The sequence below is a fragment of the Bradyrhizobium cytisi genome, from assembly GCF_008123515.1.
Taxonomy (GTDB): Bacteria; Pseudomonadota; Alphaproteobacteria; order Rhizobiales; family Xanthobacteraceae; genus Bradyrhizobium; species Bradyrhizobium cytisi.
The window spans coordinates 102695-126158 of sequence record NZ_VSSR01000039.1; the positions used below are offsets into that span (position 1 = coordinate 102695).

Sequence of the window (23464 nt, forward strand, 5' to 3'; positions counted from 1 at the left end):
GAACAATATTAACGCCGTAATGACGATTGAATAACGCCCGCGACGACGCCGACGCGTTCAGATCGCGTCGCGACGGGATGCCGGTTGGCCTGATCGACGCAGAGCAATTTCATCCGGCAAGCCGACATGCGCGCGCATCACCTCATCATCATCGTCGTCAGCCTGTTCGTGGTCCTCGCCGGGTTCGACGCAGCGTTGAGTTCTTTCGCGCGCCCGACACTCAGGGCCGCTTCGGAGCCGGCACCTCCCGTCGCACCGCTCCTTTTCGGAGGCGACTGATCGCACCCCGAATGTCGGAATCGCCATCAACCAGGAGGTCGCATTGACCGATATCGTGCAGCTGGAAAACAAGCCGTACTATTTTCTCGCACCCGACGAGGAGCTGCGAATAATCAGTACGTGGAGACTTAGACTGATCGCATTCTATGGCTCGCTCCTCGCGCTGTTGATTGCCTTCGCTGCGACGAGCCAGGCGCCCCGAGAGCCCCAAGCGGATCTCGTCTCCGATGATTTCGTCACCCATTACATTTTTAACCCGCCGCTGCCGTAAACGATCCGCATCGGGCAACGGGGCCGCGCGGACCAAGGGTCCCCCCGCGGTCGCTACACAAGCCAGCGCAACCGTAAAGAGGGAAGCCGTGAAAAACGACGTTCATGCCGGGTCTGCAATTCGGGCCGGATCTCCAATGCCGCGTGACACAAACGCAAGCCGAGGCGGCGGGACGCGCCTGATGATCCTCGTTCTTCTGGGCTTCGGCGCCGTTCACGCGATGGCCGCGATCCTCATTCAGCGAACGTCACCCGAGCGAGGTGGCGCTCCCCTGGGCATCGATTTGCGGTGCGACTGACGGGCACGCGTGGCACATCCAACTCACCGATCTAAAAAGCAAGGCGGCAACATGACGGCAATCAAGCGCGCAATTTCCGACACGGTCCTCTCGGTCACCGGCGCAGACCTGGCCAAACACGCCCTGCTGTTCTGTGCAGCTTGCGCGTTTGTGTTCGTGCTCTCTCTGACCGACGGCCTCGATTTGAGCCCTGGATTCTTCTGACCTTGGCCGGCGTCAACCGCTGTGGTGCACACCGCACAACACGGGCCGCTATAGCCGCGCATCCGGGGCGGCATCACGCCGATGCGCATGCAAATGAGGAGGCGATATGTACGTTGGCCGGATATTGTCCACACTTGGCGGACAAGGACCGATCCTTTTGGTGATCTCGCTTTGCGCAGGCCTGTTGATCTCGCCCTTCGCGCGCTTCGGCTACGGTCTTCTGCCTTTTTCAGCATTTCTTCTGACGCTTGGTTCGTTTCTCACGGCGGGTCTTGCTCCCTCCGAAGGCAGCGTTCGTCTGCCGCTGATAGGCCTGGTGCTCGGCTGGGTCGGCCTGGTGCTGCCTTTGGCTGCTGCGATGCTGCTGTCCTTCGTCCCGCTTGATCCTGCCCTGCGGGCCGGCGTTCTGCTTTCACTGCTGGCGCCGCCGGTCGGAAGCGCGGCCGCGATTGCTGGAATGCTCGGTTTGCGACCACGTCTCGCCCTGGTCGTCTCGATTGCGCTGACCCTGGTTACGCCGATCTCGATTCCGTGCTTCGCCACGATGCTCGGACTTGGCATTGCGTTCGACATGAGCGGGCTGGCGATCCGGCTGTTCAGCATTATCGGCGCTGCCGGCTTGGTGGCCTTTTTAGCCATAAGGTTCCATCGTCATCTGAGTCTCGTTCTGCCGGATCAAAGCGCCGCCACCGGAATCGCCGTGATCGGGCTCATCATCGTGGGGCTTGCCACCTCGCAGGGCATAAGGGCGCAATGGACCAGCAACGCGCTGCGTTTCGACGTGATGCTCGCCGCGGCAGTCGTCCTCAATTTCGGCCTGTGCGGACTCGCTACGGTGACGTTCGCGAGACTGGGGCTGCAAACCGCCGGAACCATAGGCCTCGTGAGCGGAAACCGTAACGTTACTCTCGTGTGGGCGGCGGCTGGCTTCGGTCTGCCATCTCTCGCGGAGGGTTATGTCGCTGCATGCGTCATCCCGGTCCTCGCGCTTCCTCTCATCGTCAAGCTCTGTCTTGGACTACCTTCCTTCAGCCGTTTCATCCCGCAAAGCGAATGAAGAGCGCAAGGGCTGCGAGTTGCAATGCCTCACTGGCGCTTGCGACCGGAGGCATTGAGTGCCGCCACCGTAATCCCGCAACTCTCTTCATCGTCATTGCGAGGAGCCCTTGCGACGAAACAATCCAGAATCTTCCCGCAGGGAGACTCTGGATTGCTTGTCTTCGCCGCTTCGCTCGCAATGACGGAGCGTGTGGCGCCGCCTATGTTCCAACAACGCAGCAGGGGATCGGCTACGTCACGGCGCCAGCAAATGCCGCAGCGTTCGACGCGCCATGTTGAGCGGCTTAGGGCTGCGCTCGACCTTCGCTGAGAGCACCGCGCCTTCCCAAAGCGCCAGCACCGTACGCGCAAGCTCGGTGGCGGGCACGTCGGTTCGCACGCTGCCGTCGCGCTGCCCATCCGCCAGGCACTGGGAAAGTGCATCCGTCCACTGGCGCCACAGGCGCGACAAATCCTGGCGAAAGGCGTCGAGTTGCGCGAGTTCGGCCGTGAGATTGCCGATCAGGCAGCCGTCCTCGCTATAGCCGAGGGCCGCGAGGTAGCGGTCAAGCCGCTCGAGCCCGGGAAGGCCGGCGTCCCGCAACAGGGCACGCGCTTTGGCGCGGTCCTCCCAGTAACGCGCCAGCGCCGCCAGGCCGAGGGCGTCCTTGCTTTCGAAATGACTGTAGAAAGAGCCCTTCGGCACACCGGCCGACGAGACGATCTCCTGAACACCGGTTGCATGATAGCCGCGGTGATGAAACGCCGCGAGGCCCGCGTCGAGTAGTGCTTCCTTATGATTAGGCTTCGGCATGGTCAGTTCAGGGTCCAATTCTCGGCGAAGGGCCGGATGACATGATCGAACGACCACGTGGAGGGGTGTTGATGCGCGATGTGGTAAACCTCGTCGGCAATCGCATCGGGATGCGCGAAATGGTCGCCCCGCTTATCCTGCCAATCCGGCAGCGGCAACGTCTCCCTCCTCCACGGGGCATCGATCGCGGCATCGATGGTGATGTATCCAACATGCACGTGCTTCGGGCCCAAATCCTTTGCGAGGGACTGCGCGAGGATGCGCTGGGCGGCCTTCGTCGGCGCGAAGGCCGGGCGCAGCGGAATGCCCCGGAACGACGAGGTGTTTCCGGTGACCATGATGGCTCCCTCGCCGCGCTCGATCATCGCCGGCGCGAGTTTTTGTGCCAGGAAGAACAGCGACGTGGTGTTCACCTGAAAATTCCGCTCTAGATCCTCGACCGAGGCGTCGAGGATCTTGGCGAATGTTGCCGCGACGGCGTTATGGATGAGCACATGGGGTGGCCCGAGCTCGGTCTGCACGCGCTCGACAATTTCGCCGAGCCGGGCAAGGTTGGCGACGTCGCAAGGATAGCCGCGCGCACGAGGTATCTGCGTCTCCAGCTCCGCGAGCCGCTCGGCGTTGCGGGCGATCATCGCCACACGATATCCGCCTTGTGCGAAGCGCCGCGAGAGCGCAGCGCCAGTTGCGCCGCCGACACCTGCGATGAGAGCGATCCGATCAGCCATGCTTCCCTCCATGCGCCTCAAGCCGTTGCCCTTGTCAGTGCGAAGGGCGGTGCGTCTCGATATTCGGCTGCAAGCTCAGCCAGGGCGGGGATTGCGGGAAGGGCCTCCAGGTCCGGATTCGTCCGGGCGAGGTATTCCACCGCTACGATGGCGGTGATCGCTGCGGCATCCAGCGGGCTCGCCCTGAGCGGTCCGCCGTCGCGCGCGGCCTCGTCGAGCGCGCGCAAGCCTCCCAAAATCTGCGCTTTCCAGCGGTTGGCCTCGGTCTCAGGGACCTCGCGTCCACGGAACGACAGGCTGGTGGCCTGTTCATAGACGCCGTAACCGATTGCCGCGAGCTTGAGCGTCGCCCGGCGCGCGCTTGACGCGGCGGGGATCAGCGGCGCCGAAGGCGTCAGTTCATTGAGGTAGTCGAGGATGGCCGTGCTGTCGATCAGGACCTCGCCATCGTCGAGCACGAGCGAAGGTACCTTCGCCACGGGATTATAACGGCTCGCGGTCTCGAACTCCCGGTAGCCGTTCACAGGTTCATGGTCGAAGGGCAGCCCGCGGGAGATCAGGGCCGCTGCGACCCGCCTCGCGTAGGGCGACAGATAGGTGCCAATCAGCTTCATGCAAACTCTCCTCGCACTTTGGAGACTAAGACGACCGGTCGTATTTACGATACGACCGGTCGTCTATAAGGTCAAGCGCGCCGGTCCAGTGCAGGGTGGACCAGTGCCCACACGATTGTCGCGGCACCTGCGGCAAGGCGCTCGCGTGGGGGGTGACAACGTCGCGCTGGCGACTGCGCAGCGGGTCTCGCTTGTGGAATTACGATTGACCCGCAAAGCGAGATTTTGGCTGGCGCAGCAGCCCCGCGCAGTGATAGGGCTGCTATCGGTTACTGAGCGCGTCACGCATAGGCCGTCGATCCGTCTGGCCGGCGCGGCACCTTGCGCTCCCAATGAACGTAATCCTCTTTGCCGAGCACCTCCATGTCCATCTCGACGCCCCAACCCGGCCGGTCGGGCCGCAGCTCGAGATAGCCGTTCTTCGGCAGGTAGGGGTCCTTCACGTACCAGGCGCCCTGCGAGCGGTCCGGCGTGACGTTGGGGTCGCTGCTGCCGTCGCCGAAGGCGTAAACCGCACCCTGCGGCAGTCGGTATTCAAGAATTCGGAAGTTCGGCTGCGCAGCGGAGAAATGCAAATTGACGGCGGTGGCGAGCGGTCCCATCGGATTGTGTGGGGCGACCGTCACGTAGTGCGCCTCGGCAAGGGTTGCGATCCGGCGCATTTCCGAAATCCCGCCAACCACGCAAATGTCGGGCTGGATGATGTCGCAGCCCTTGACCGATAACAGCCGCAGGAATTCGAAGCGGTTGTAAAGGGACTCACCCGTCGCGAGCGTGCAGGTGAGACCCCGTTTCAGGTCGCCCCAGGCCTCGATGTTCTCAGGCCGGATCGGTTCTTCGAAGAACAGCGGATCGTAGGGCGCGAGCGCATTGCCTAGCTGGATCGCCTGTCCGACCTCGAAGATCTTGGCGTGGGCGTCGAAGGCGATCTCGTAGTCGGTGCGCACCGTCTCGCGCAGCTTGCGGAAATACTCCGCGCTGGTACGTACGACCTCGCCCCAGCGTTGCGCATGCATGTCGATCCGGTAGGGGCTGAGCTTGAAGGCCGTCAGGCCCCATTCAGCGTTGAGCCTGTCGAATTCGTCGCGGGCAATCGCTGCGTCCGGCGCTGTATAGACACCGGCGTAAATGCGGACGCGGTCGCGCACGTTGCCGCCGAGCAGCCGGTAGACCGGGACATTGAGCGCCTTGGCCGAGATGTCCCAGAGGCAATGATCGATCGCGGAGATCGCCGCAAGGCCCAGCGCGCCGGGCGGAAAGCGGCATTGCTGCAACAGATACTGGATCAGATATTCGATCCGCCGCGGATCTTCGCCGCGGATGAAAGTGAACAGATACTCGAGCAGCGGTTCCAGCGCCTTGTCGGGCCCGTGATTGTAGCACTCGCCCCAGCCGGTCAGCCCGTCGTCGGTATCGATGGCAATGATCAGGCGAGGGCGGTCCTTGTCGCGTGACATAAAGGCCCGCAGGCGGTCGATCTTCACGGGTTATCTCCATCCATTTGCTTGTTGTCGCGCCCGAAAACGGACGCCGGGATTGTCTCAGGCCGCCGTGTAGCGGTGCCGCCGGTGGATACTGCGCGCCCGCGGGTCCGGTCGTGGAATGGCTGACAGCAGCGCCTGTGTATAGGCGTGGGTCGGAGAGTTGCAGACCTGCTCGGCGGAGCCGGTTTCCACCACCCGACCGCGATACATCACCGCCACGCGATCGCACATGTAGCGGATCACGCCGATGTCGTGGCTGATGAAGACGTAGGACAGTCCGAGCTTGTCCTGCAGGCCCATCATCAGGTCGAGCATCTGCGACCGTAGCGAGACGTCGAGCGCGGACGTCGCCTCGTCGGCGACGATGACGCGCGGATTGAGGGCGATCGCGCGGGCAATGCCGATGCGCTGGCGCTGGCCGCCGGAAAAAGCGTGCGGGTAGCGCTCGCGCCAGGATGGCTCCAGACCGACCTGCTGCAGCAGATCGGCCACACGGTCGTCGAGCTGCTTGCCGGCTGCGATCCTGTTGACGAGCAGCGGCTCGCCGACAATCTGGGCCACAGTCATGCGCGGATTGAGCGAGCCGACAGGATCCTGGAAGATCATGCGAATCTCGCGCCGGCAGGCCTTCAGCGTCTCCTTGTCCGCCTTGACGAGATCGAGGGTACTGCCGTCCGGCCGGCGATAATCGATTGCGCCGGCGCTGGGATCGTAGATCCGCAGCAGGCAACGTCCCATCGTAGTTTTGCCCGATCCGGACTCACCAACAATGCCCAGCGTCTCGCCCGGCTTCACGGTCAGCGAGACATCGTCGACGGCCTTAAGCGCGTTTTTTCCCGAGCCGAACTGCATGCTGAGATTGCGGACCTGCAGCACCGGCAGCGTCTCGTCGGCGATCGGGGAGCGACGCAACCGGATCTCCGCCTTCTGCTCCAGCTTCAGCACTGAGCCGATCAGCATCCGCGTATAATCGTTCTGCGGTGAATGGAAGATGGCGTCCACCGTGCCGCTCTCCATCACCTTACCGCGATGCATCACCAGCACGTCATCGGCGATCTCGGCGACGACACCCATGTCGTGGGTGATGAACATCACGGCCATGCCGTGCTGCTGCTGCAGCCGGCGGATCAGGTCGAGGATCTCCGCCTGCGTGGTGACGTCAAGCGCGGTGGTTGGCTCGTCGGCGATCAGGAGGGAAGGGTTACAGGCCAGCGCCATCGCTATCATCACGCGCTGGCGCATGCCACCGGAGAATTCGAAAGTGTAGCGGTCGATGGCCCGCTCGACATCGGGGATCTCGACCTGCTTGAGCAGCTCGATGCAGCGCGCGCGGGCCTGCTTCTTTCCCATGTCGAGATGCAGCCGCAACACCTCCATCATCTGGTCGCCGACGGTGTGGACCGGCGATAGCGACGACATCGGTTCCTGGAAGATCATCGCGATCTCGCGGCCGCGCACCGCACGGATCTCCCGTCCGCGCGGATTGAATTTGGCGAGATCCACCGACGTTCCGTCGGCTCGATGCAGCATCATCGCGCCGGACACGATGCGCCCTGGCGCGTCCACAATCTGCAGGATCGAACGGGCAGTCACGCTTTTGCCCGAGCCGCTTTCGCCGACGATGCAGAGCGTCTTGCCACGCTCGAGCGTGAGCGACACGCCATCGACGGCCTTGACGATGCCGTTTCGTACCGGGAAGTGCGTTACGAGGTCCTTCACCTCGAGAATGAGCGAAGGGGGTGTGGCCGAGCGCGCGCCAGCATGGGTTGCGAGATCGATCAGGCTCATTTGTTGTACGGATCTGCGGCGTCGCGCAGCCCGTCTCCCAGGAAATTGAGGGCGATCACGGCGATCACCACTGCGGCGCCGGGTGCAAACAGCCATGGCGCGGTTGCGATCGATCGGATGTTCTGGGCTTCGCGCAGCAGCACGCCCCAGGAAATGGTCGGTGGCTGCAGGCCGAGGCCGAGGAAGCTGAGCGACGTTTCCGCCAGGATCATAGCCGGAATCGCCAGCGAGATCGACGCGATGATGTGGCTGGTGAAGCTCGGCAGCATGTGACGGAAGATCACCCGCCATTCGGATGCGCCGTCGAGCCGTGCCGCGGTGACGAACTCCTCGGTGCGCAGGCTAAGGAAGCGGCCGCGTACGACGCGCGCGAGCTGGGCCCAGGCGGTGAGGGAGAGGATCAGCGTGATCATAAAGTAGTTGAGCGTCGCTGGCCAATCGTGCGGCAGGGCCGCCGACAGCGCGAGCCAGATCGGAATGCTGGGCAGCGACAGCACGAAATCGATCAGCCGCTGAACCGCGAAATCGATCCGTCCGCCATAATAGCCGGAAAGGCCGCCGAGCACGATGCCGATGGTCAGCGACAGCAGCACGCCGGCGAGACCGACCGACAGCGAGATCTGAGCGCCCTGTATGATGCGGCTGTAGACGCAGCGGCCGAGCCGGTCGGCGCCGAGCAGGAACAGCGGCTCGCTCTTGTTGTCGGTGGCGATCAGGTGCGTCGTGGTGTCGAACAGGCCGAACAGCTTGTAGGCGTAGCCGGTGCCAAAGAACCGGATGTAGCTCTTGCGCGTCTCGTCCTCGCGATAGACCGCCTGCAGCGTCTGCGGGTCACGCTTGAGCGCATAGGGATGGATGTAGGGCCGGACCGACCAGCTGCCGTCGGCCGCGAGGTCGATGAAATGTACGCCCTGGGGCGGATGGTAGGCGGCGCGCGCATTCTGCTGCGATGGATCGTTGACGGCGAAGAAGCCGGGCGCTGCGGCTACGATGTAGAAGAATGCCGTGACGACGAGCCCGGCCATGGCGAGACGGTGGCGCTTGAATGCCCACCACACCAGTTGCCACTGCGATGCTACCGCGAGCTGGCGGCTGTCGACGTGTGAAATGGCGATATCGGTCATGATTCTGATCCCGGCCTATTCCAGCCTGATGCGCGGGTCGACGAGGGCGAGCAGGATGTCGCTTATGAGCGAACCGATCAGCGTCAGTGCGCAGATCAGGAGCACGAAGGCACCGGCCAGATACATGTCCTGGCTCATCAGTGACTGCAGCAGAAGCGGTCCCGCCGTCGGCAGGCTGAGCACGATGGCCACGATGATCGAGCCGGAGACGAGGTTCGGAAGCAACCAGGAGATCGTCGAAATGAAGGGATTGAGCGCCAGCCGCAGCGGGTATTTCACCAGGAGATGGAATTCCGACAGGCCTTTTGCGCGCGCGGTGGTGACATAGGGCTTGTTGAGCTCGTCGAGCATGTTCGCGCGCATGACGCGGATCAGGCTGGCGGTGCCGGAGGCCGCGAGGATGATGACTGGAATCCAGAGATGGTGCAGCAGGTCGAGGACCTTGCCGAAGCTCCAGGGCGCGTTGACATAGGCTTCCGAGAAAAGTCCGCCGACCTCCTGGCCGAATTCGACGGCGGCGATGTACATCAGCACCAGCGCGAGCAGGAAGCTTGGGATCGCGAGCCCGAGGAAACTGAGGAAAGTGACGACGTAGTCGCCGACCGAATATTTCTTGACCGCCGAGTAGACGCCGACCGGCAGCGCGATGCCCCAGGTCGCGAGCAGGGTCGAAAACGTCAGCACCAGCGTGAGCGCCATCCGTTCCCAGATCAGGTTGCTGACCGGCTGTTGCCATTCGAAGCTGAGGCCGAAATCGCCGTGCAGCAGAATGCCGCTGATCCATTTCAGATACTGGATGATCATCGGCTGATCGAGCCCGAAGCGGGCGCGAAGGTCGGCGGCGGTGGTCTGGTCGACGACCTCGTTCGACGCGGCCAGCGTCGCGATAAAGGTCGTGACGTAGTCGCCCGGCGGTAGCTGGATGAGAACGAACGCCAGGAAACTCACCACGATGAGCGAGGGCACCATCCAGAGAAGGCGCTTGGCGATGAAGCGGAGCATGGTCCTGCCTGTTCAGGGAAATAGAATCCGGTCGCACCGCGCGGCGCGGCCGGGCTCAAGGCCGATCACGTCGAGAAGAAGAATTGCTGCGGCAGGGCCGGGCCTGGATTGGGCCACGACCACGAGTTCGGATATTTCGCTGGCACGTTCGCCAGGTTGGTCTTGCAGATGCCAAAGGCGTTCACCGCAAGGCAAATGCCGATGGTCTCGAAAGCGTCGGCCGTGAGATCGAACAGCTGCTTCATGATTTCGCCGCGCTTTTGCAGGTCGGCCGTGGCACGAGCCTGATCGAACAGCTTCATGCGCTGCTTCTGGCTCTCAGGCGGCTCCTGGCCATCCTTGCCGCCGGAGACGTACCATTGCGCCCACGGCACGGCGTAGCGCGAGCCCTGTGTGTGCTGTGCGAAGAAGTCGCGCGGATCGAGCATCGGATCGAGGCCGCCCGGACCGGGCCACACCGCCGCATCGTGGTCGTTGTTGTCGCCGCGCGTGTAGTAGAGCGCGCGCTCGATGGTGTTGACCTTGATGTCGATGCCGATATCGGCCCAGTGCCGCTTCGCCAACTCGAGCGCATCGACCTCGTCCGGGTAGAGCGTCGGGATTACGTCGATGGCGAAGAAGATCTTCTGTCCGTCCGGACGTAAGCGGAAGCCGTTGGCATCCTTCTTGGCATAGCCGAGCTTGTCGAGGATGGCATTGGCCTGGGCCTGATCGAACTCGCTGAACTGCGTCGCGAGCGTGGCATGATACCAGGGATGCCCCGGCCGCGGCCCGGCCTGATAGGGCTGCGATTGTCCGAGATAGACCAGCTCGATGATCTCGCTGCGGTTCATGCCGAGCGACAACGCCTTGCGAAATTCCTTGTTGGCGAACATTTCCCGCATCTTCGGATCCTTGTGCGTGAGGTTCAGGTAGATCTGAACCTGCTGGGATCCGGAATTGATCAGTTCGATCAGGCGATAGCCGCCCTTCTGCATGTTCTGCGACAGCGTAGGTTTGTTTTGTAGCGTATCGATATGGCGTTCCTGGATGTCGAGACGGCCAGAGATCACATCGAGCATCAGCGACTCGACGTCCTGCGAGATGTTGAAGTTGAGCCTGTCGATATAGGGAAGCTGGTTGCCGGCGGTGTCGACCTGCCAGAAGTAGGGGTTGCGCTCCATCACCACGCGCGTCGCGCCGCCGGTGTAGGGTTCCTTGATGACCCATGGATCGAGCGTCGGTTTGTCGGCGTTACCCCAACGCGTGGGGATTTCGATGTCGCCGCACTTGCTCCGGAACAGCGTGCCCCAGTCGGAGAGGTTCGCGGCCTTGACGAGATCGGCCACCGCCGGATTGTACTTCGGGTGGAACTGGCTGCAGTAGTGCTTCGCGAACAATGTGGGATGCTGTCCGAGCGGGGTTGCCATCTGCTCCAGGAACAGCGCGTAGGGACTAGCGAAGGTGAACTTCATAGTAGTGTCGTCGATCTTGGTGACGGTGCCGGCCTTGCCACCGATCACGATCGGGGTCGGCGGCGATTTATAGAGCTCGGTGTTCTTGGCGCAGTCCTCGATGGCGAAGACGATATCGTCTGCCGTGAACGGATGACCATCCGACCACTTCATGCCCTTACGGAGATGGAAGGTGAATTCGGTGGAATCGGCGTTGACCTCCCATTTTTCGGCAACATTCGGCAGCACCTCGGTGAAGGCGAGATTCCAGCGCACCAGGCCCTGATTGCCGACCATGCGCAGGATACCGTTGTGGTCTGCCGAGCCGCGCAGGCCGCGCCGCAGCGCGCCGCCATAGCGGCCGACCTTCTCGACGGTGACGACCATCGGGCTGGCCGGGATGCGGTCCGCCAGCGGTGCCAGCTTGCCGTCCACCACGAGTTTGGCGAGCGCCGGCGCTTCCTTGGCGCCCTCGGCGCGCGCCGCATAAGGCAGTGCGGAAATCGCGGTCGCGCCGGCAAATCCCTTCAGCACGGAGCGGCGGTCTAGTCGGCGGCAGTGGGGCGTCCTCTGCTGGATGTCCTCGCTCATGGTTCCTCCCGGTCGAGATGTGTGTTGCGGCCATTCGGCCTTGTGATTCTTGATGGCGTCGTCGTGTAATTGGGCACCGTCATGGTGATAGTGGTGATGGCATCATGTCACCGTGATCCCTACGCTGGCCCAAAACGTTTCGCCGGGATGCAGCACGCGCAGCGAATGGGGCGCCGTGGCCGGGTGCGACGCTGGCTTGACGACGGTTTCGTCAAATCGGAAAGCGGCGTTGCGAATGCGGTTCGAATAAGGGACCACCGGATAGGCGCCGGCTTTGGGCCAGACCAGCGGATCAAAGTGGCCGGTCGCCATGGGAACGAGGACATCGATGCGACGGTTGCCAGGCGCCTCGCGCCAAAGCGATGCCAACCGTCCGTCCTCAGGCGGCCGCACCGCCGCCCGCATCGCTCGCGCGGCCAGCTTACAATCGGATGCACGCACGTCCGGCTCGTCGAACGCCGAGGCCCGCGCCGTCTGCGCTGTCTCTTTGCGCATACATTCCATCCCTGTGGCCGGACTCTTGCCGGCTTATTGACATGGGGTGGATTTGATATATCAAATTTCACGGCTGTCCATAAAGCGTTTGGCCAATATCCAAAAAAGTTTGGGCGCATGAACCTGCGTCCAGGGAGAGCAGCGTGCCGCCAAGGCTTCAGCCGGTCGATCCGGTTTATCTGAAAGGGCTGCGTGCGCATGTCCGCGAGGAGCTGCGTCGCGCCATCATCGCGGGCGAGCTGCCGTCCGGCGCGGTGCTCAACGAACGGCAGATGGCGGAACAGCTCGGCGTCAGCACCACGCCGCTGAAGGAGGCGTTGCGCCAGCTCGAAGCCGAAGGCCTGGTCGTGGCGGAGCCGCGCCGCGGCATCCGCGTGACCTTCGATGCCGAGCAGGCCGAAGAGATGGCGCTGGCCCGTGCCGCGCTCGAGAGCATGATCGCCCGCATGGCGGCGTCGCGCATCGACGATGAAGGGGTCGCGCGGCTGGCCGCCATCGTGAGCAAAATGGCCGAGGCGACCGCGGCGAGCGCGACCGACGACCTGATCAAGCTCAACGAGTTGTTTCACGATGCCATCCACGAGATCTCGCGTTGCAGTTATCTGCAGCGCATTCTGGTCGGGCAGCGCGTCTACGTGCATACCGCACGTCAGTTCATCCTAAGCGACGCGGAGGAACGAGGCCGCGCCCTTCGCGAGCATTGCACCATCTACGAAGCGCTGGCCCGCCGTGACAGTGACGCCGCCGAGCGGGAAATGCGCGATCACGTGGTCCGTTCGGCACGGCAGCACGTCAAGGCCGCGTTCGAAAACCGTGGGCAACCGCAAACTGCTCCCCAAGCTGTCCGTGCTACGAAGGAGCACAACTCTTGAGGTTGAAAAAAGTAAGAGCTGCGCTCGAGGGCATTTCGGGCGTGCATGTTACGCCCTACGCCACGAGCGGCGACATCGACCGGCCGTTGCTCAGCCGCATCGTCGACAGAATCGCGGGCGCGGGCATCCACAATATCGTATCCGCCGGCAATACCGGTGAGTTCTACGCCTTGGCAGCCGACGAAGTCCGCACCGTGCATGATGGCGCCATCGAAGCCAATGCGGGCCGCTCGCTGCTGACCGCCGGTGTCGGGCGCTCGCTGAAGGAGGCGATCGAGCTCGGCCGGCGGGCGAGAGACAAGGGCGCCGACGCCTTGATGGCGCATCAGCCGCTCGATCCGTTCGCAGCACCACAGGCGCAGGCAGCCTACTTCAAGGCGATCGCGGATGCGGTGGATGTGCCGCTCATTGCCTATGTCCGCTCGGACGCGATGAGCCTCGGCGACATCTTGAGTGTTGCCAACCATCCGAACGTCGCCGGCGTGAAATTCGCCACCACGAACCTGATGCTGCTGTCCGAGTGCATCCGCTCCAGCACCGGAGCGACCGCATTGTGGGTGTGCGGTCTTGCCGAGGGCTGGGCGCCCGCCTTCTACGCGGCGGGGGCGAGGGGGTTCACTTCGGGCCTCGTCAACATCGATCCCGCCCGTTCACTGGCCATCCATGCCGCGCTCGAGGCTGGCCGGTTCGACCGGGTTCGCGAACTCGTCGATACCATCGCCAAGTTCGAGGCGATGCGGACGCGTTTCGGCAACGGCGCGAACGCCACGGTGGTCAAAGAGGCGCTGCGGCTGATCGGATTTCCGGTCGGCCCCGTGCGGCTGCCCGGCCTGCCGCGACTCGACGACAGCGACCGCGCAATCCTCGCCGAAGTGTTGCGAGCGTGGGGTGTGCTGGCTCCCGACGCCGAGGCAGAATAGCTCTAGCCATCTCGACTGGCCCCTGAGCCGTCCCCACCTTTTCAGAGCAAGAAGTTCTCGATGCCTGTCTCCGTAACCAAGCCGAGGTCCAGTTCAGCTCAGGCTGCGCTTTTCGGTACCGGTGTGTTGAGCAGCTGCTGCTCCCACAGGAACGCGATGCCACTGCCGCCGGCATGCTGCAGGATCACCTCGGTCAGCTTGGCGGCTTGGTCGGCCCTGGCCCAGTCGCGCTGCCATTCGGCCGCCACTGCCAACCAGGTCATCATGTTGGCGCCGGCGGTGATCATGCGCTGAATGGCGATCTCGTGGGCTTCGACCGAAACGGCACCGGACGCATCTGTCACCACAGTGACGTCCCAGCCTTCGCCGAGAGCCTGGATCGTCGGCATCGCGACGCATATCTCGGTCCACAGACCGGCGATGATCAGCTGCTTGCGGCCCGTGGCCTTGACCGCATCCACGACCTTCTTATCCTGCCAGGTGTTGATGAACGTCCGGTCGATCACCTCCTGTCCGGGGAACACTTCGGTGATCTGAGGGAAGAGGAGGCCACCTCGCTCGGCAATCACGCTCGTCAGGATCGTGGGAACACCGAAGGCCTTTGCTGCCTTCGCAAGAGCTGCCGTGTTGTTGATCACCATCTGCGGTTCATGGCTGTTCACGTTCGCAAGCTGGTAGGGTTGGTGGTCGATCAGAACGAGCACTGAGTCTTCGGGACGAAGAAGCGAAGCAAGGCCGTTACGAAGTTTCATCATGACATCCTTTGTTGCCGTTGAATGCGGCATCGGTTTTGGGGAGACGCTCGCCACAGGCGGCGTTACCTGGAGGGCTTATTGCCGTTCCCGTGTTCGATGCGGTAGTACCGTTTGGTGGCAAGCTGTGTCGCGAAAGCAGGAACGCCAAAGTGGACGTCGAAGAGCTCAGGACATTCGTGGAAGTTGCTGATGCCGGCGGAGTTTCGCCTGCTGCGCTCCGGCTCGGCGTCTCCAAGTCGATCGTCAGTCGAAGGCTGTTGCGGCTTGAATCGGAACTTGGTGTCCAGCTTCTTGCACGAACCACCCGCGGCGCCGCTCTAACGGAAGCTGGGGCGACGTTCCGAGACTATGCTGCGAGGGTCTGCACCGAAATCGACCTGGCCAAGGAAACGATCCTGCCTGCCGGCGAGCTTCGTGGACGCTTGCGAGTTGCCGTGCCGCTGTCCTTCGGCTCGAACTACTTCGCCCCCGTGATGGCGGAAATGGCGAGACGACACCCGAAGCTCCAGATCCAAGCCTGCTACAGTGACCAATTCGTTGATCTCATCGCAGAAGGTTACGACTGCGCGATCCGGATTGGCTATCTTCAAGACTCGAATTTGATCGCCAGGCGGGTCGGACCGATCCACGGCAAGTTCGTTGCGAGTCCCGGCTACATCAAAGAGCACGGGTCGCCCGAGACACCCGAGCAACTCATCGCCCATCAAGCTCTCATGCAGGGCACCGAAGCCTGGCAGCTCATGGATGGCGACAAGATCATCACGGTTCGTCCACAGGGTCGCTTCAAGGCCGACAACGGCACAGCTCTGGTGGCCGCCGCAACAGCAGGACTCGGGATTGCCTACCTCCCCGATTTCCTCACTGATGAATTGCTGGCATCGGGGCGGCTTGTTTCAGTTATGACCCGTCATCCACCACCTCCGGCGGGTGCCTATGTCATCCGCCCGCCAGGCCAGCATCCCGCGCGGAAGATCCGGGTCCTCACGGAATTGCTGATCGAGCATTGCGATCCGGTCAAGTGATCGATTGGCTGGTGGGCCCGGCAGGACTCGAACCTGCAACCAGACCGTTATGAGCGGCGGGATAACGATCGGCCTCGTTGATGTTGCTGTCTTTTCGTCAGAATCCGATCGCGTTCGTTGCGCTTCGGTTGGGTCGTTTCTGGTGCGAAACTGGTGCGGTCGCGCCTGCTCGTGCAGACGAATCGGCGATTGACATCTATGGGCCACTATCGCCGAACTCTTTTCAGGATGATCATCGAGCGGATCGACTTGGCCCTCTCAAGGCTGAAACAGGGGTTCGATTCCCCTAGGGAGCGCCAGATTTCAGTGACTTAGCTGGGTGGGAACTAGGCGTGTCCAGTTTGTGTCACGTCGACACCGAAGGACAATTGCCCGCTCGACTGCTTTCTTTGTGGTAGTTGAATCCTTGAGCGACTGGCTACTGTCCAGGCGTGCCGAAACTGGTGCGGTTGAGGCTCGAGGTTCAGACGTCTAACTTTCGCTGGCTCAAGTCCGACCTCCCGCAACCAACAATCCGAGATAGTGCGTCGAAAGTCCTTAAGGCAGCGGATTTTGATTCCACCAGGCGGAGGTTCGATCCCTCCCGCCCCAACCACCAAAACATCCCGAAACATCTGATTTCGTGCGAATTTCCACGAGAAATTCCTGCGGATTTTGCTACGCGCGAACTCCCAGAAATGTCCGTTTAATTTCAAGGACTACTAAGCGATCTCGGCGGCTCCACGCAGCATGGACGGCGCGACCAGATCTCTGTTGAGTTCTCAATTGCTGAGCGACGATTTGCCGGCCGTCAGCGTCTCCCATGTCGTTGGGCGCCATGCAGAACTTGCATTGTCGCGCCGTCCACTCGCTGAAAATTTACATCGCGCCACTCGATGCCGTTTAGATGAGCTGAGTCCGGTACCGGCAGGCCCTGGTAGTAGCGGTGTCCCTCGTAGGTGATCCCATACGATTTTCCCATCTCGGTGCGATACAGCCCAATTAGCTGCGGCGCACCTCCACTCAAAGGGTCAGCTTTGTTCTTGAGGGCGTCACAAAAGGCCCAGAATATTGCCCTGCTTGTTCTCCCTTGAGGATCATATTGTAGGTCTTCATTCTGCTTCTTGACTGCGCGCCCACCAGATCCGAGCGCAGTATGAAGTGCAGATTGTGTTTTATCGATAGATAACTCCTCATCTGTCCAAACCGCAGCTCTGGTCCAGGTCGACGCTACATAGGTCAGCGTCCAAAGACGGAAGCGTGCATTCATTCCGCTACCATCTCGCGCTCCGTGTAGAATCGCAAAGCTGCGATCGGGAGCGTTGAAACGGCTGCCGAGCGACACCTTGACTGTCTCAGCAACGATCGCGTGCCTCGCTTCCGCGCTCGCCCCCGTAGGAAAAAGCACCCCATCGTCGGCCGCGGCTATGATCTGTCCCAGCATGAGGCTAGGAAAAAGAACATCTCCGACATATCCAAAAACGTCGGGGGTACTCTTGCAGGCAAAAAGTTTTCGTCCAGCATCCCAACGATTGAGATACGATCCCCAGCTGATCCGGCTGTCGCTGACCAAATAAAGTGATGAAGGACCACGTGGATCGACTCCACTCCAAGCGGCAAGCGTTGTCACTATTCCTGGCCCCCCTTTTGCGTTATGATGATGGCCGATTGGGCCGTTGCGAGGCAACTCCCAGGCGATCCACCATACTACTAACATTTCTATGGGTCGCGAGGTCGGAGGACCTACCCTGATACGGCTTTGCCGTGTCAGGGTGGCTGGGTCACGCTATTGCTTACGTCGATGCGCGTGTTGTGCGTTCTCACCCGACTTCGCGAAATGCTTCTGGACCTACTGCCGCCGCCTGGCATCAACAATACGAAGCAAATGGGTGGCGAGCATCACTTGCTCACGTGCTTCAGCCGGATCGCTGAGGTTTACGGTGCGATGCGAATGGGGATTTTTGTATGAGCCAATCGCGCCAGCAAATAGGTGTGCAAGAGCTTCACGCTCTCCGGGCGGATGAGCCAGGTTGGTTAACCTTCCGCGATTGTCTTTCGGATTGTCGCTCGGATCAAATGCCTTGCGCATGAGGTCCGCGCCTAGGTCGGTCGCTTCGTAACCTCCGGCCTGACGTACGGCAACTTCGACAGCCTTAAAAGCGGCGAAGACAGCCTCGTCTAACTCGCCTCTTGCAAGAGCTGCCCACACCTTATCGCGTATCGCGACATGCAGGAGCTCCTTGGGGAAAAGCATCGCCGCTCGCGTTGCTTCCCAGTCCTGTCCATTGGCAATAGCCAGACCAGCTTCGGTAAAGGTCTTCCATCCATGGGTACCATTGATGCCCGGCGAAGCTTCCACAAATCCTTCGCGTTCTAACTGTCGCCATGCTCTGTTTAGGTGGTCGCCTATCTGTTGTTTCTTGTGGAATGGATAACTGCTCCCCCGTTCGGTCGCCATCCCGGTGCCGAATGGCTCGGTAGTGATTGCTTCGTAAGTAAAGCCCGCGCCCTGCCGGACATCCTTCGCAATGAGCAGCATGATGCGGCCGACATCCGAGGTCGACATGGCTAGGAGGTGATCTGCATTGGGAACATATTTTGAGATCATACTACCTCACAGCATAAATGACGTTGATGATAGGTACCTATTCAGGCCCTTCTGATGCGCTTCGATGCATCTGAATTGGTTTTCTTGGCTTCTGCCCGGGCGATGTGATGCCGCATCGCGTCAGCCGCGGAATCCAAAGACCGCTCGATCCGGGATGACAGCGAGCCCAATGCGGGGTTGGCCGGCGGAAACTTCGTATCCAAATCGAAATTCTTTATACACACCAGCGCTAGCTCCAAAGACTTTTGGGCCTGCTGCATAATTGAATTGAATATGTTGACTGGAAGCTGGTCCTCTCGCCCCCACCATTCGTTTACGAGATCTGAGAGCGTGTGAAGCGAATCGTAAAAGCTACTAAGAGAAACGATGTCCTCGGAAGAGAGCGCGCTACACCGCGGCGCATTCGGAAAGAGCGTTGGCCAATGCGGTAGGAAGTTTTCCTTTCGGTCATTCGGCTCGATGTCGTGCCCAACCGATGCGCAAACAAAATTCGGGATTGCTCGACCATGAATGTAGAGAACGCGGGCAATCGTTCGGTTCAATTCGGGTGTAAAAATGCGACGAGCGGCTTCCTGCGCCTGCTCTTCGCCGTGTCTGGCGTGCGGACTGGAGCTGTATAGATTGACCGTATGCGCCGTAATTCCACCAGACTGATTGATAGATTGGACGGTCTGCTTTATCAGCAGCTCGGCACTGTTGCTGGCCCGTTCGTCTGAAAGTACAGCACTCTTGGCTTCGTGCTCGGCCTTCATCTTTACCAAGCGTGCAACGGTGTACGCCTCCGGATCGTCATCGACGATTGTATGGTGGTTTGCACACAACAAAATTAGGTTGTCGAACCCGTGCCGATCTTGCGTCGATTGGTTTGGATCGAACCGAGCACCGCCTGGTCTTGCTGCTCTTATATGGCATGTTTGGCCGATTATGGTGGCCTCGTGCACGATCGGGATTTCGCATCTAGGAAACGCACAACAATTACCAGAGTGCGCAAACAGCCGCTTCATGACTGCCAGCGTCGGACCAGATTGTGATGTTTCCTTACCCATTGGAAGTCACCTCAGAACGAGCTTGGGGTGTCTGTTTTTTTGCGTAGATTGAGCTCATCGCAACCTGCCCCTGAGGCTTACCTCAATGACTTCCGGTTACCGAAGCAGACGCGCGAGCCGCCTGAGCGTCGAAGGCAGTCTTCTGCCTGTCCAAAAACCGGCGAGCCTGACCGCTCACCGGCTTTTTGATTTGATTCGGGCCTATGCGCGCTTGCTCAAATGAGCCGGGAAATCGACAATGCGCCTACGCAGTTACCGGGCAAGATCGCAATTATCGACCGAGTTCCCGTTCTTAGCTTTTGCCTTTACTTTGCCCAGTCCTGAGTTGACCTCACGGATGATCTTGCACTGATCACACGAGTTCTTTTGAAAGGATTCTATGAATCCCGTCATTCCAAACGGGACTGCGTTCGGCCCTTCGATCAGTCCCGAATCCCGGAAAGCTCCCTCTCCAGCAGCATTGCAGATACCCGCACTCGCTATGTTGGCTGCAACTAGCCGTCTTGTGAGGGATGAGAGCTGCCAGCCGAGGGGGAATTTGAAGAAGCGATGATTGAGATTTATCTGGGCGAGCCGCCACCGCTCATCACCGAGATTTGGGGGCTGATCAAGCAGCGTTGATACGCGGTCTACAGCTTGATCTCCTCTCACCTCCCGCGTCTGCATGAAGGCATCAACTGGCGTCAGGAGTTCGGAGAAGCCATTGGCTTCGATCTGAGCTCCCTCGTAGAGACGGCTATAGTAGGCGCTGTGACCAAGTACGATCATCTTGAAAACGTATTCCGGAAACTTCTTGGCCTTGATGCCTTTGCCGCCAGGCTTGACCACCTTCTCTGCCGGATTTTCACCCTCAATCCACTGAATGACGTTCAGCGCCGTATCAGCACCGGAATTCTCAAAGTAACCGCCATCAACGTAGCGCGTCGCAATTGCAGGCCACAGCAGGAGATGCCGTGTTTCCAAGGCAACCGAGGCTGGGGGAAGTATCAACGGAAATCGTGAGCTGAGGGTCGCTGCTGTACTTAGCGCAATATCTTGTCCCATCGAAGCAAGGTTTGCGGAGTTGACGGCCGACCTGCGCCATTGAATGTCATCGTTTGTCGGTGCAACCACGTGCTGTTCACCGGTCTCGGCCTGCGTGACGTTCATGAACATGATCGGGCCGTCTCCCAGCTTCCGGCCCTGAAGAATTCCCTGGCTCAGACCATCTGACTTGCCCGAGGTCGTATCAAGCCACCCCACTTCCAGCGCCCGCTCGAACGCCCGCGCCCGATCGAAAAGCGGAATTGGATAGGGCAAGAATCGCTGGGCAAAATCCGGGAACAGCGCGGACGCTGCCAGAGGGGACAAGAAGTCGTTCCTGAAGAACTGGTCGACCAACTTCTCGATCGTTCCTGGTCCGTCGAGGCCATCCTCCGCGCATTTGGTCTTGTCCGCCGCCGGCTCGTATTGGACGGCCGCCATGAATGCCACTGCACCAACACTCCCGCCCGACACGCTGCTTATGAGAAAGATATGGTCGAGGATCGCGGGACACCGGTCGTACAGCCGCGCCAAGGTGATTGCAGTTTGATAGGCAGCATAGATGCCACCACCTCTTGCGGCCACGACATAGACTGGAAACGGGCGCCCTTGGTCTTTGAACGCGTTCACGCGCTCCGCAGGGCGATTGTGCCACCAGGCATAGAACTCGTCCTGTATGAGTCCGCCGGTTTCTGCATCGGTCTTGTTCTCGACTGTGCGGACCGTGTGATTGTCGTTGAGCCCCGCCCAATCTGCGACCAAAGCCACAGCAACGAGGCATCCAGCCATCGAGAGACCAACCCTGGCCGAAACATTTTGCAGGCGAAGCAGAAAGAACTGCAAAACCACAAGAAACAGGGAGAGCCACGTCAATGTGCCAATCAGGGCTGTTGCGGCGATCAGGAGAGCTGATGCACTTTTCACGATCCAAACGGCTTGCAGGGAAAAGGCGCCAACAAGTACGGTCGTGATGAGAAAAATGTTCGCCTCGATCCTGCGAAACCAGCTCGGGTTGCTCAGTCTTCGTCGGCAGACGGCTTCAAACACCCCCACAGCGACGGCCATTATCAGGCACCCAATTGCCGCCCATTGGAGAAGGGAGATGGCAAACAATGCGTCCCGATGCAGAGCCTGAAACCCACCCGTGAGGTTGTCAAAGTACGTCTTTCCATCGGGAGAGAGCGGCTTTTCGGCGAGTTTTGCTACCACCTGCTGAAGGTCGGGAAGGTCAAAGTAACCGGTGGTTCGATAGAGACCCACGGCAATTCCAGCCAACGGGGCCATCCCAATCCCGGCTGAGATCGCAGCACGGAGCCATGTCAGGCGGGCGCCAGTCTGACTGGCCCAGAGTTGCCGCACGCATTCGTTGATCGAGGCACAGAGCACGGCTGTCGTGACAACAAAAGCGCCGATCCTGATGAGATTGTGCGGCAGGTCACTTGCGAGAATAAAGTAGATCTCCTGAATCTGGTCAGGCTTCGAGAACATGAAATAGCCAGCCGACGCGACAATCAGCGGCACTCGCAAGGTCAGGACATTAGACACAAACGCAGCACCGACGCCGGCCATCCACAGCAGCGCTGCCCGAATGTTAGGCAGCAGCGTACTCAACCTCTTCGTCAACATCGAACGCCCCATCCATCATCAACTAAGAATTTCGCTTGAAAACAGACACACAATAAAAGGTTGAAAACACCCCGGAAGCACGCTGACGGTAGGATCAGTCAAAAACGGGGTTCTGTCGAGAGCCGGCATGTACACGGCTCGCCGCGTTATCGAGACGCATCTGCCACCTTTCCCACCGAGAAAAATGGGTTCGATTCGGCAGATCCGTAACCGAAATGTCGAAACGCACGCTGTGACGGGCACAAACAGAACTTCATTGACCCACCCAGCCGCCGTGTGGATGATCTTACGCTGGCGGCCCTGGGGAGCTGCCTGGTCGTCATCGTCCTCGATGGTCACGTCGCTAGCCCGGCCGTGTCTTCCTTGACGCCGCGGGCGACGATCCGGAGTGCCTCGTCCGGCAGCGGCCGCTGCAGCTTCAGGGCCTCGTCCGGAGGGGCCGTCATCCAGGTCTCGACTTCGTCCGGCGTTGTTAGGATCACCGGCATCGCCTTGGGGTGGATGGCGCCGACCTCGGCATTCGGCTCTGTCGTGAGGAACGCGTAGAGGTCGTTGGTCGTCTCACCTTCCTTGACCTTCCGAACGGACGTCCAGTTGGTCCAGATGCCGGCGAAGCAGGCGAGGGGACGGGTCTCATCGAGCGCGAACCAGATATCACCGCCCTCGGCCTTGTTGAACTCGCTGAACGAATTAAACGGCACCACACAGCGGTTTTCGGCTCCCAGCCATCGCGTCCAGTGCTTGCTCTTCACGTTGCGGATGTTGGTCGTGCCGCCGTCCGGCTCCATCCGTAGCAGTTCCTTGAAATCGACGGTCTTGCCCTTGGCCTGCAGCTTCTCGGCTCTTTTCTTGGTGGCGTTCATCAGCGCCTTTGACGACGACGGCATTCCCCAGCGCGCCGTAGCGAGTTCGCGGCCCTCGGCCCCGTTGCGCACGATCGGTGCCTTGTAATCGGGAAAAACCCCGGGCATCGGCGCCAGATTGCCGACGTATCGGTTCACGACGCGAAACAACGCGCTGATTGCGGCTTGGTTGGTCGTGATCGAGTAGAGATTATGCCGACGTCGGCATAATCTCTACTATGCCGACCTCGGGATTATGCCGACCATTGCCTCTGAACGGGCTCTGGCGGCGGCGATCGCTGCGTTGGAGTCGGCATAATCACAGCGCCTCCAGAAATGCGAGAAGCTTGTCATTCGGTCGAAAACGACCGGGGGTGGCTACCGCTGGAGCTGTCGCGGCCAGTGCGCGTTCCTTGATTCCCATATCAGCGTGTAGGTAGATGTGGGTGGTTTCGACCTGCTCATGGCCGAGCCAAAGTGCTATCACTGAGGTTTCAATTCCTGCCCGCAGCAGTCGCATCGCGGCGCTATGACGCAACACATGCATGCTGATGGTTTTCTGTCCCAACGATGGACAGCCGCGGGTGGCGATCTGAACGTATTTGGCG

General features: G+C 60.7%; 22 protein-coding genes and 1 tRNA gene. 7 read left to right on the forward strand and 16 right to left on the reverse strand.

Features of this window, described 5'->3' with window-relative positions; all coding sequences use genetic code 11:
- Window positions 1-322 precede the first annotated feature (322 nt).
- The 3 genes from FXB38_RS23575 (at window position 323) to FXB38_RS23580 (ending at window position 2109) form a co-directional block, all read left to right on the forward strand.
- The gene (locus tag FXB38_RS23575) at window positions 323-550 is read left to right on the forward strand and encodes a hypothetical protein (protein WP_148753357.1); all 228 of its coding nucleotides are present in this window, start codon (window positions 323-325) and stop codon (window positions 548-550) included.
- A gap of 349 nt (window positions 551-899) precedes the next feature.
- Window positions 900-1052, forward strand: coding sequence for a hypothetical protein (locus tag FXB38_RS42960; RefSeq protein ID WP_187435090.1), 153 nt, complete (start codon window positions 900-902; stop codon window positions 1050-1052).
- A 106-nt stretch (window positions 1053-1158) separates the two neighbouring features.
- Window positions 1159-2109, forward strand: coding sequence for a hypothetical protein (locus FXB38_RS23580; RefSeq protein WP_148753358.1), 951 nt, complete (start codon window positions 1159-1161; stop codon window positions 2107-2109).
- Window positions 2110-2346: 237 nt separating this feature from the next.
- On the opposite strand, the gene FXB38_RS23590 is transcribed toward FXB38_RS23580, so the two are convergent.
- The 9 genes from FXB38_RS23590 to FXB38_RS23630 all read right to left on the reverse strand — a co-directional run bounded on the left by FXB38_RS23590 (window position 2347) and on the right by FXB38_RS23630 (window position 12163).
- A complete protein-coding gene (locus tag FXB38_RS23590) occupies window positions 2347-2904 on the reverse strand; it encodes a TetR/AcrR family transcriptional regulator (RefSeq protein WP_148753360.1) in 558 nt (185 codons plus the stop codon).
- A 2-nt stretch (window positions 2905-2906) separates the two neighbouring features.
- The gene (locus FXB38_RS23595; RefSeq protein ID WP_148753361.1) at window positions 2907-3632 is read right to left on the reverse strand and encodes an SDR family NAD(P)-dependent oxidoreductase; all 726 of its coding nucleotides are present in this window, start codon (window positions 3630-3632) and stop codon (window positions 2907-2909) included.
- A 17-nt stretch (window positions 3633-3649) separates the two neighbouring features.
- Window positions 3650-4246, reverse strand: coding sequence for a glutathione S-transferase N-terminal domain-containing protein (locus FXB38_RS23600; RefSeq protein WP_148753362.1), 597 nt, complete (start codon window positions 4244-4246; stop codon window positions 3650-3652).
- A 281-nt stretch (window positions 4247-4527) separates the two neighbouring features.
- A complete protein-coding gene (locus FXB38_RS23605; RefSeq protein WP_148753363.1) occupies window positions 4528-5730 on the reverse strand; it encodes a mandelate racemase/muconate lactonizing enzyme family protein in 1203 nt (400 codons plus the stop codon).
- Between the two features lie 57 nt (window positions 5731-5787).
- Window positions 5788-7518: an ABC transporter ATP-binding protein gene (locus tag FXB38_RS23610; protein WP_148753364.1), complete on the reverse strand. Its 1731-nt coding sequence runs from the start codon at window positions 7516-7518 to the stop codon at window positions 5788-5790.
- Complete coding sequence (locus FXB38_RS23615) at window positions 7515-8642, reverse strand: ABC transporter permease (RefSeq protein ID WP_148753365.1); 1128 nt, start codon at window positions 8640-8642, stop codon at window positions 7515-7517. The genes FXB38_RS23610 and FXB38_RS23615 overlap by 4 nt, the downstream gene beginning before the upstream one ends.
- 15 nt (window positions 8643-8657) lie before the next feature.
- A complete protein-coding gene (locus FXB38_RS23620) occupies window positions 8658-9644 on the reverse strand; it encodes an ABC transporter permease (protein WP_148753366.1) in 987 nt (328 codons plus the stop codon).
- A 65-nt stretch (window positions 9645-9709) separates the two neighbouring features.
- Window positions 9710-11668: an ABC transporter substrate-binding protein gene (locus FXB38_RS23625; protein WP_148753367.1), complete on the reverse strand. Its 1959-nt coding sequence runs from the start codon at window positions 11666-11668 to the stop codon at window positions 9710-9712.
- Window positions 11669-11770: 102 nt separating this feature from the next.
- The gene (locus FXB38_RS23630; RefSeq protein WP_148753368.1) at window positions 11771-12163 is read right to left on the reverse strand and encodes an aldose epimerase family protein; all 393 of its coding nucleotides are present in this window, start codon (window positions 12161-12163) and stop codon (window positions 11771-11773) included.
- A 143-nt stretch (window positions 12164-12306) separates the two neighbouring features.
- Here FXB38_RS23630 and FXB38_RS23635 point away from each other — a divergent pair, with 143 nt between their 5' ends.
- Together FXB38_RS23635 and FXB38_RS23640 are read left to right on the forward strand one after the other, a co-directional pair.
- The gene (locus tag FXB38_RS23635; RefSeq protein ID WP_148753369.1) at window positions 12307-13035 is read left to right on the forward strand and encodes a GntR family transcriptional regulator; all 729 of its coding nucleotides are present in this window, start codon (window positions 12307-12309) and stop codon (window positions 13033-13035) included.
- The gene (locus tag FXB38_RS23640) at window positions 13032-13955 is read left to right on the forward strand and encodes a dihydrodipicolinate synthase family protein (RefSeq protein WP_430640186.1); all 924 of its coding nucleotides are present in this window, start codon (window positions 13032-13034) and stop codon (window positions 13953-13955) included. The genes FXB38_RS23635 and FXB38_RS23640 overlap by 4 nt, the downstream gene beginning before the upstream one ends.
- Before the next feature lie 98 nt (window positions 13956-14053).
- Here the strand turns inward: FXB38_RS23640 and FXB38_RS23645 are convergent, their stop codons facing one another.
- Complete coding sequence (locus tag FXB38_RS23645; protein ID WP_187435092.1) at window positions 14054-14707, reverse strand: hydrolase; 654 nt, start codon at window positions 14705-14707, stop codon at window positions 14054-14056.
- A gap of 152 nt (window positions 14708-14859) precedes the next feature.
- Here FXB38_RS23645 and FXB38_RS23650 point away from each other — a divergent pair, with 152 nt between their 5' ends.
- Both FXB38_RS23650 and FXB38_RS23655 read left to right on the forward strand, forming a co-directional pair.
- A complete protein-coding gene (locus tag FXB38_RS23650) occupies window positions 14860-15732 on the forward strand; it encodes a LysR family transcriptional regulator (RefSeq protein ID WP_148753370.1) in 873 nt (290 codons plus the stop codon).
- 234 nt (window positions 15733-15966) lie between these two features.
- Window positions 15967-16031 (forward strand) — tRNA-Glu (locus tag FXB38_RS23655).
- A 491-nt stretch (window positions 16032-16522) separates the two neighbouring features.
- Here the strand turns inward: FXB38_RS23655 and FXB38_RS23660 are convergent.
- From FXB38_RS23660 to FXB38_RS23685, 6 genes are all read right to left on the reverse strand, one after another.
- Window positions 16523-17341: a hypothetical protein gene (locus FXB38_RS23660; RefSeq protein WP_148753371.1), complete on the reverse strand. Its 819-nt coding sequence runs from the start codon at window positions 17339-17341 to the stop codon at window positions 16523-16525.
- Window positions 17342-17560: 219 nt separating this feature from the next.
- Complete coding sequence (locus tag FXB38_RS23665; protein WP_148753372.1) at window positions 17561-18319, reverse strand: TIGR02391 family protein; 759 nt, start codon at window positions 18317-18319, stop codon at window positions 17561-17563.
- A 41-nt stretch (window positions 18320-18360) separates the two neighbouring features.
- Window positions 18361-19365: a hypothetical protein gene (locus FXB38_RS23670; protein ID WP_148753373.1), complete on the reverse strand. Its 1005-nt coding sequence runs from the start codon at window positions 19363-19365 to the stop codon at window positions 18361-18363.
- Between the two features lie 252 nt (window positions 19366-19617).
- Window positions 19618-21999: a patatin-like phospholipase domain-containing protein gene (locus FXB38_RS23675; protein WP_148753374.1), complete on the reverse strand. Its 2382-nt coding sequence runs from the start codon at window positions 21997-21999 to the stop codon at window positions 19618-19620.
- Between the two features lie 350 nt (window positions 22000-22349).
- Entirely contained in the window at window positions 22350-23015 is a 666-nt protein-coding gene (locus tag FXB38_RS23680) for an SOS response-associated peptidase (RefSeq protein WP_246230068.1), read from the reverse strand.
- Window positions 23016-23175: 160 nt separating this feature from the next.
- On the reverse strand, window positions 23176-23464 hold a 289-nt coding region (locus tag FXB38_RS23685; protein WP_148753376.1), incomplete at its 5' end, for a tyrosine-type recombinase/integrase.

What these genes read in the sequence shown, in the direction of transcription:
- FXB38_RS23580 (WP_148753358.1), top strand. Translation starts at nt 1,159, where the DNA reads ATGTACGTTGGCCGGATATTGTCCACACTTGGCGGACAAGGACCGATC.
- FXB38_RS23615 (WP_148753365.1), bottom strand. Translation starts at nt 8,642, where the DNA reads ATGACCGATATCGCCATTTCACACGTCGACAGCCGCCAGCTCGCGGTA.
- FXB38_RS23665 (WP_148753372.1), bottom strand. Translation starts at nt 18,319, where the DNA reads ATGATCTCAAAATATGTTCCCAATGCAGATCACCTCCTAGCCATGTCG.
- FXB38_RS23645 (WP_187435092.1), bottom strand. Translation starts at nt 14,707, where the DNA reads ATGAAACTTCGTAACGGCCTTGCTTCGCTTCTTCGTCCCGAAGACTCA.
- FXB38_RS23610 (WP_148753364.1), bottom strand. Translation starts at nt 7,518, where the DNA reads ATGAGCCTGATCGATCTCGCAACCCATGCTGGCGCGCGCTCGGCCACA.
- FXB38_RS23590 (WP_148753360.1), bottom strand. Translation starts at nt 2,904, where the DNA reads ATGCCGAAGCCTAATCATAAGGAAGCACTACTCGACGCGGGCCTCGCG.
- FXB38_RS23625 (WP_148753367.1), bottom strand. Translation starts at nt 11,668, where the DNA reads ATGAGCGAGGACATCCAGCAGAGGACGCCCCACTGCCGCCGACTAGAC.
- FXB38_RS23630 (WP_148753368.1), bottom strand. Translation starts at nt 12,163, where the DNA reads ATGCGCAAAGAGACAGCGCAGACGGCGCGGGCCTCGGCGTTCGACGAG.
- FXB38_RS23595 (WP_148753361.1), bottom strand. Translation starts at nt 3,632, where the DNA reads ATGGCTGATCGGATCGCTCTCATCGCAGGTGTCGGCGGCGCAACTGGC.
- FXB38_RS23600 (WP_148753362.1), bottom strand. Translation starts at nt 4,246, where the DNA reads ATGAAGCTGATTGGCACCTATCTGTCGCCCTACGCGAGGCGGGTCGCA.
- FXB38_RS23670 (WP_148753373.1), bottom strand. Translation starts at nt 19,365, where the DNA reads ATGGGTAAGGAAACATCACAATCTGGTCCGACGCTGGCAGTCATGAAG.
- FXB38_RS23620 (WP_148753366.1), bottom strand. Translation starts at nt 9,644, where the DNA reads ATGCTCCGCTTCATCGCCAAGCGCCTTCTCTGGATGGTGCCCTCGCTC.
- FXB38_RS42960 (WP_187435090.1), top strand. Translation starts at nt 900, where the DNA reads ATGACGGCAATCAAGCGCGCAATTTCCGACACGGTCCTCTCGGTCACC.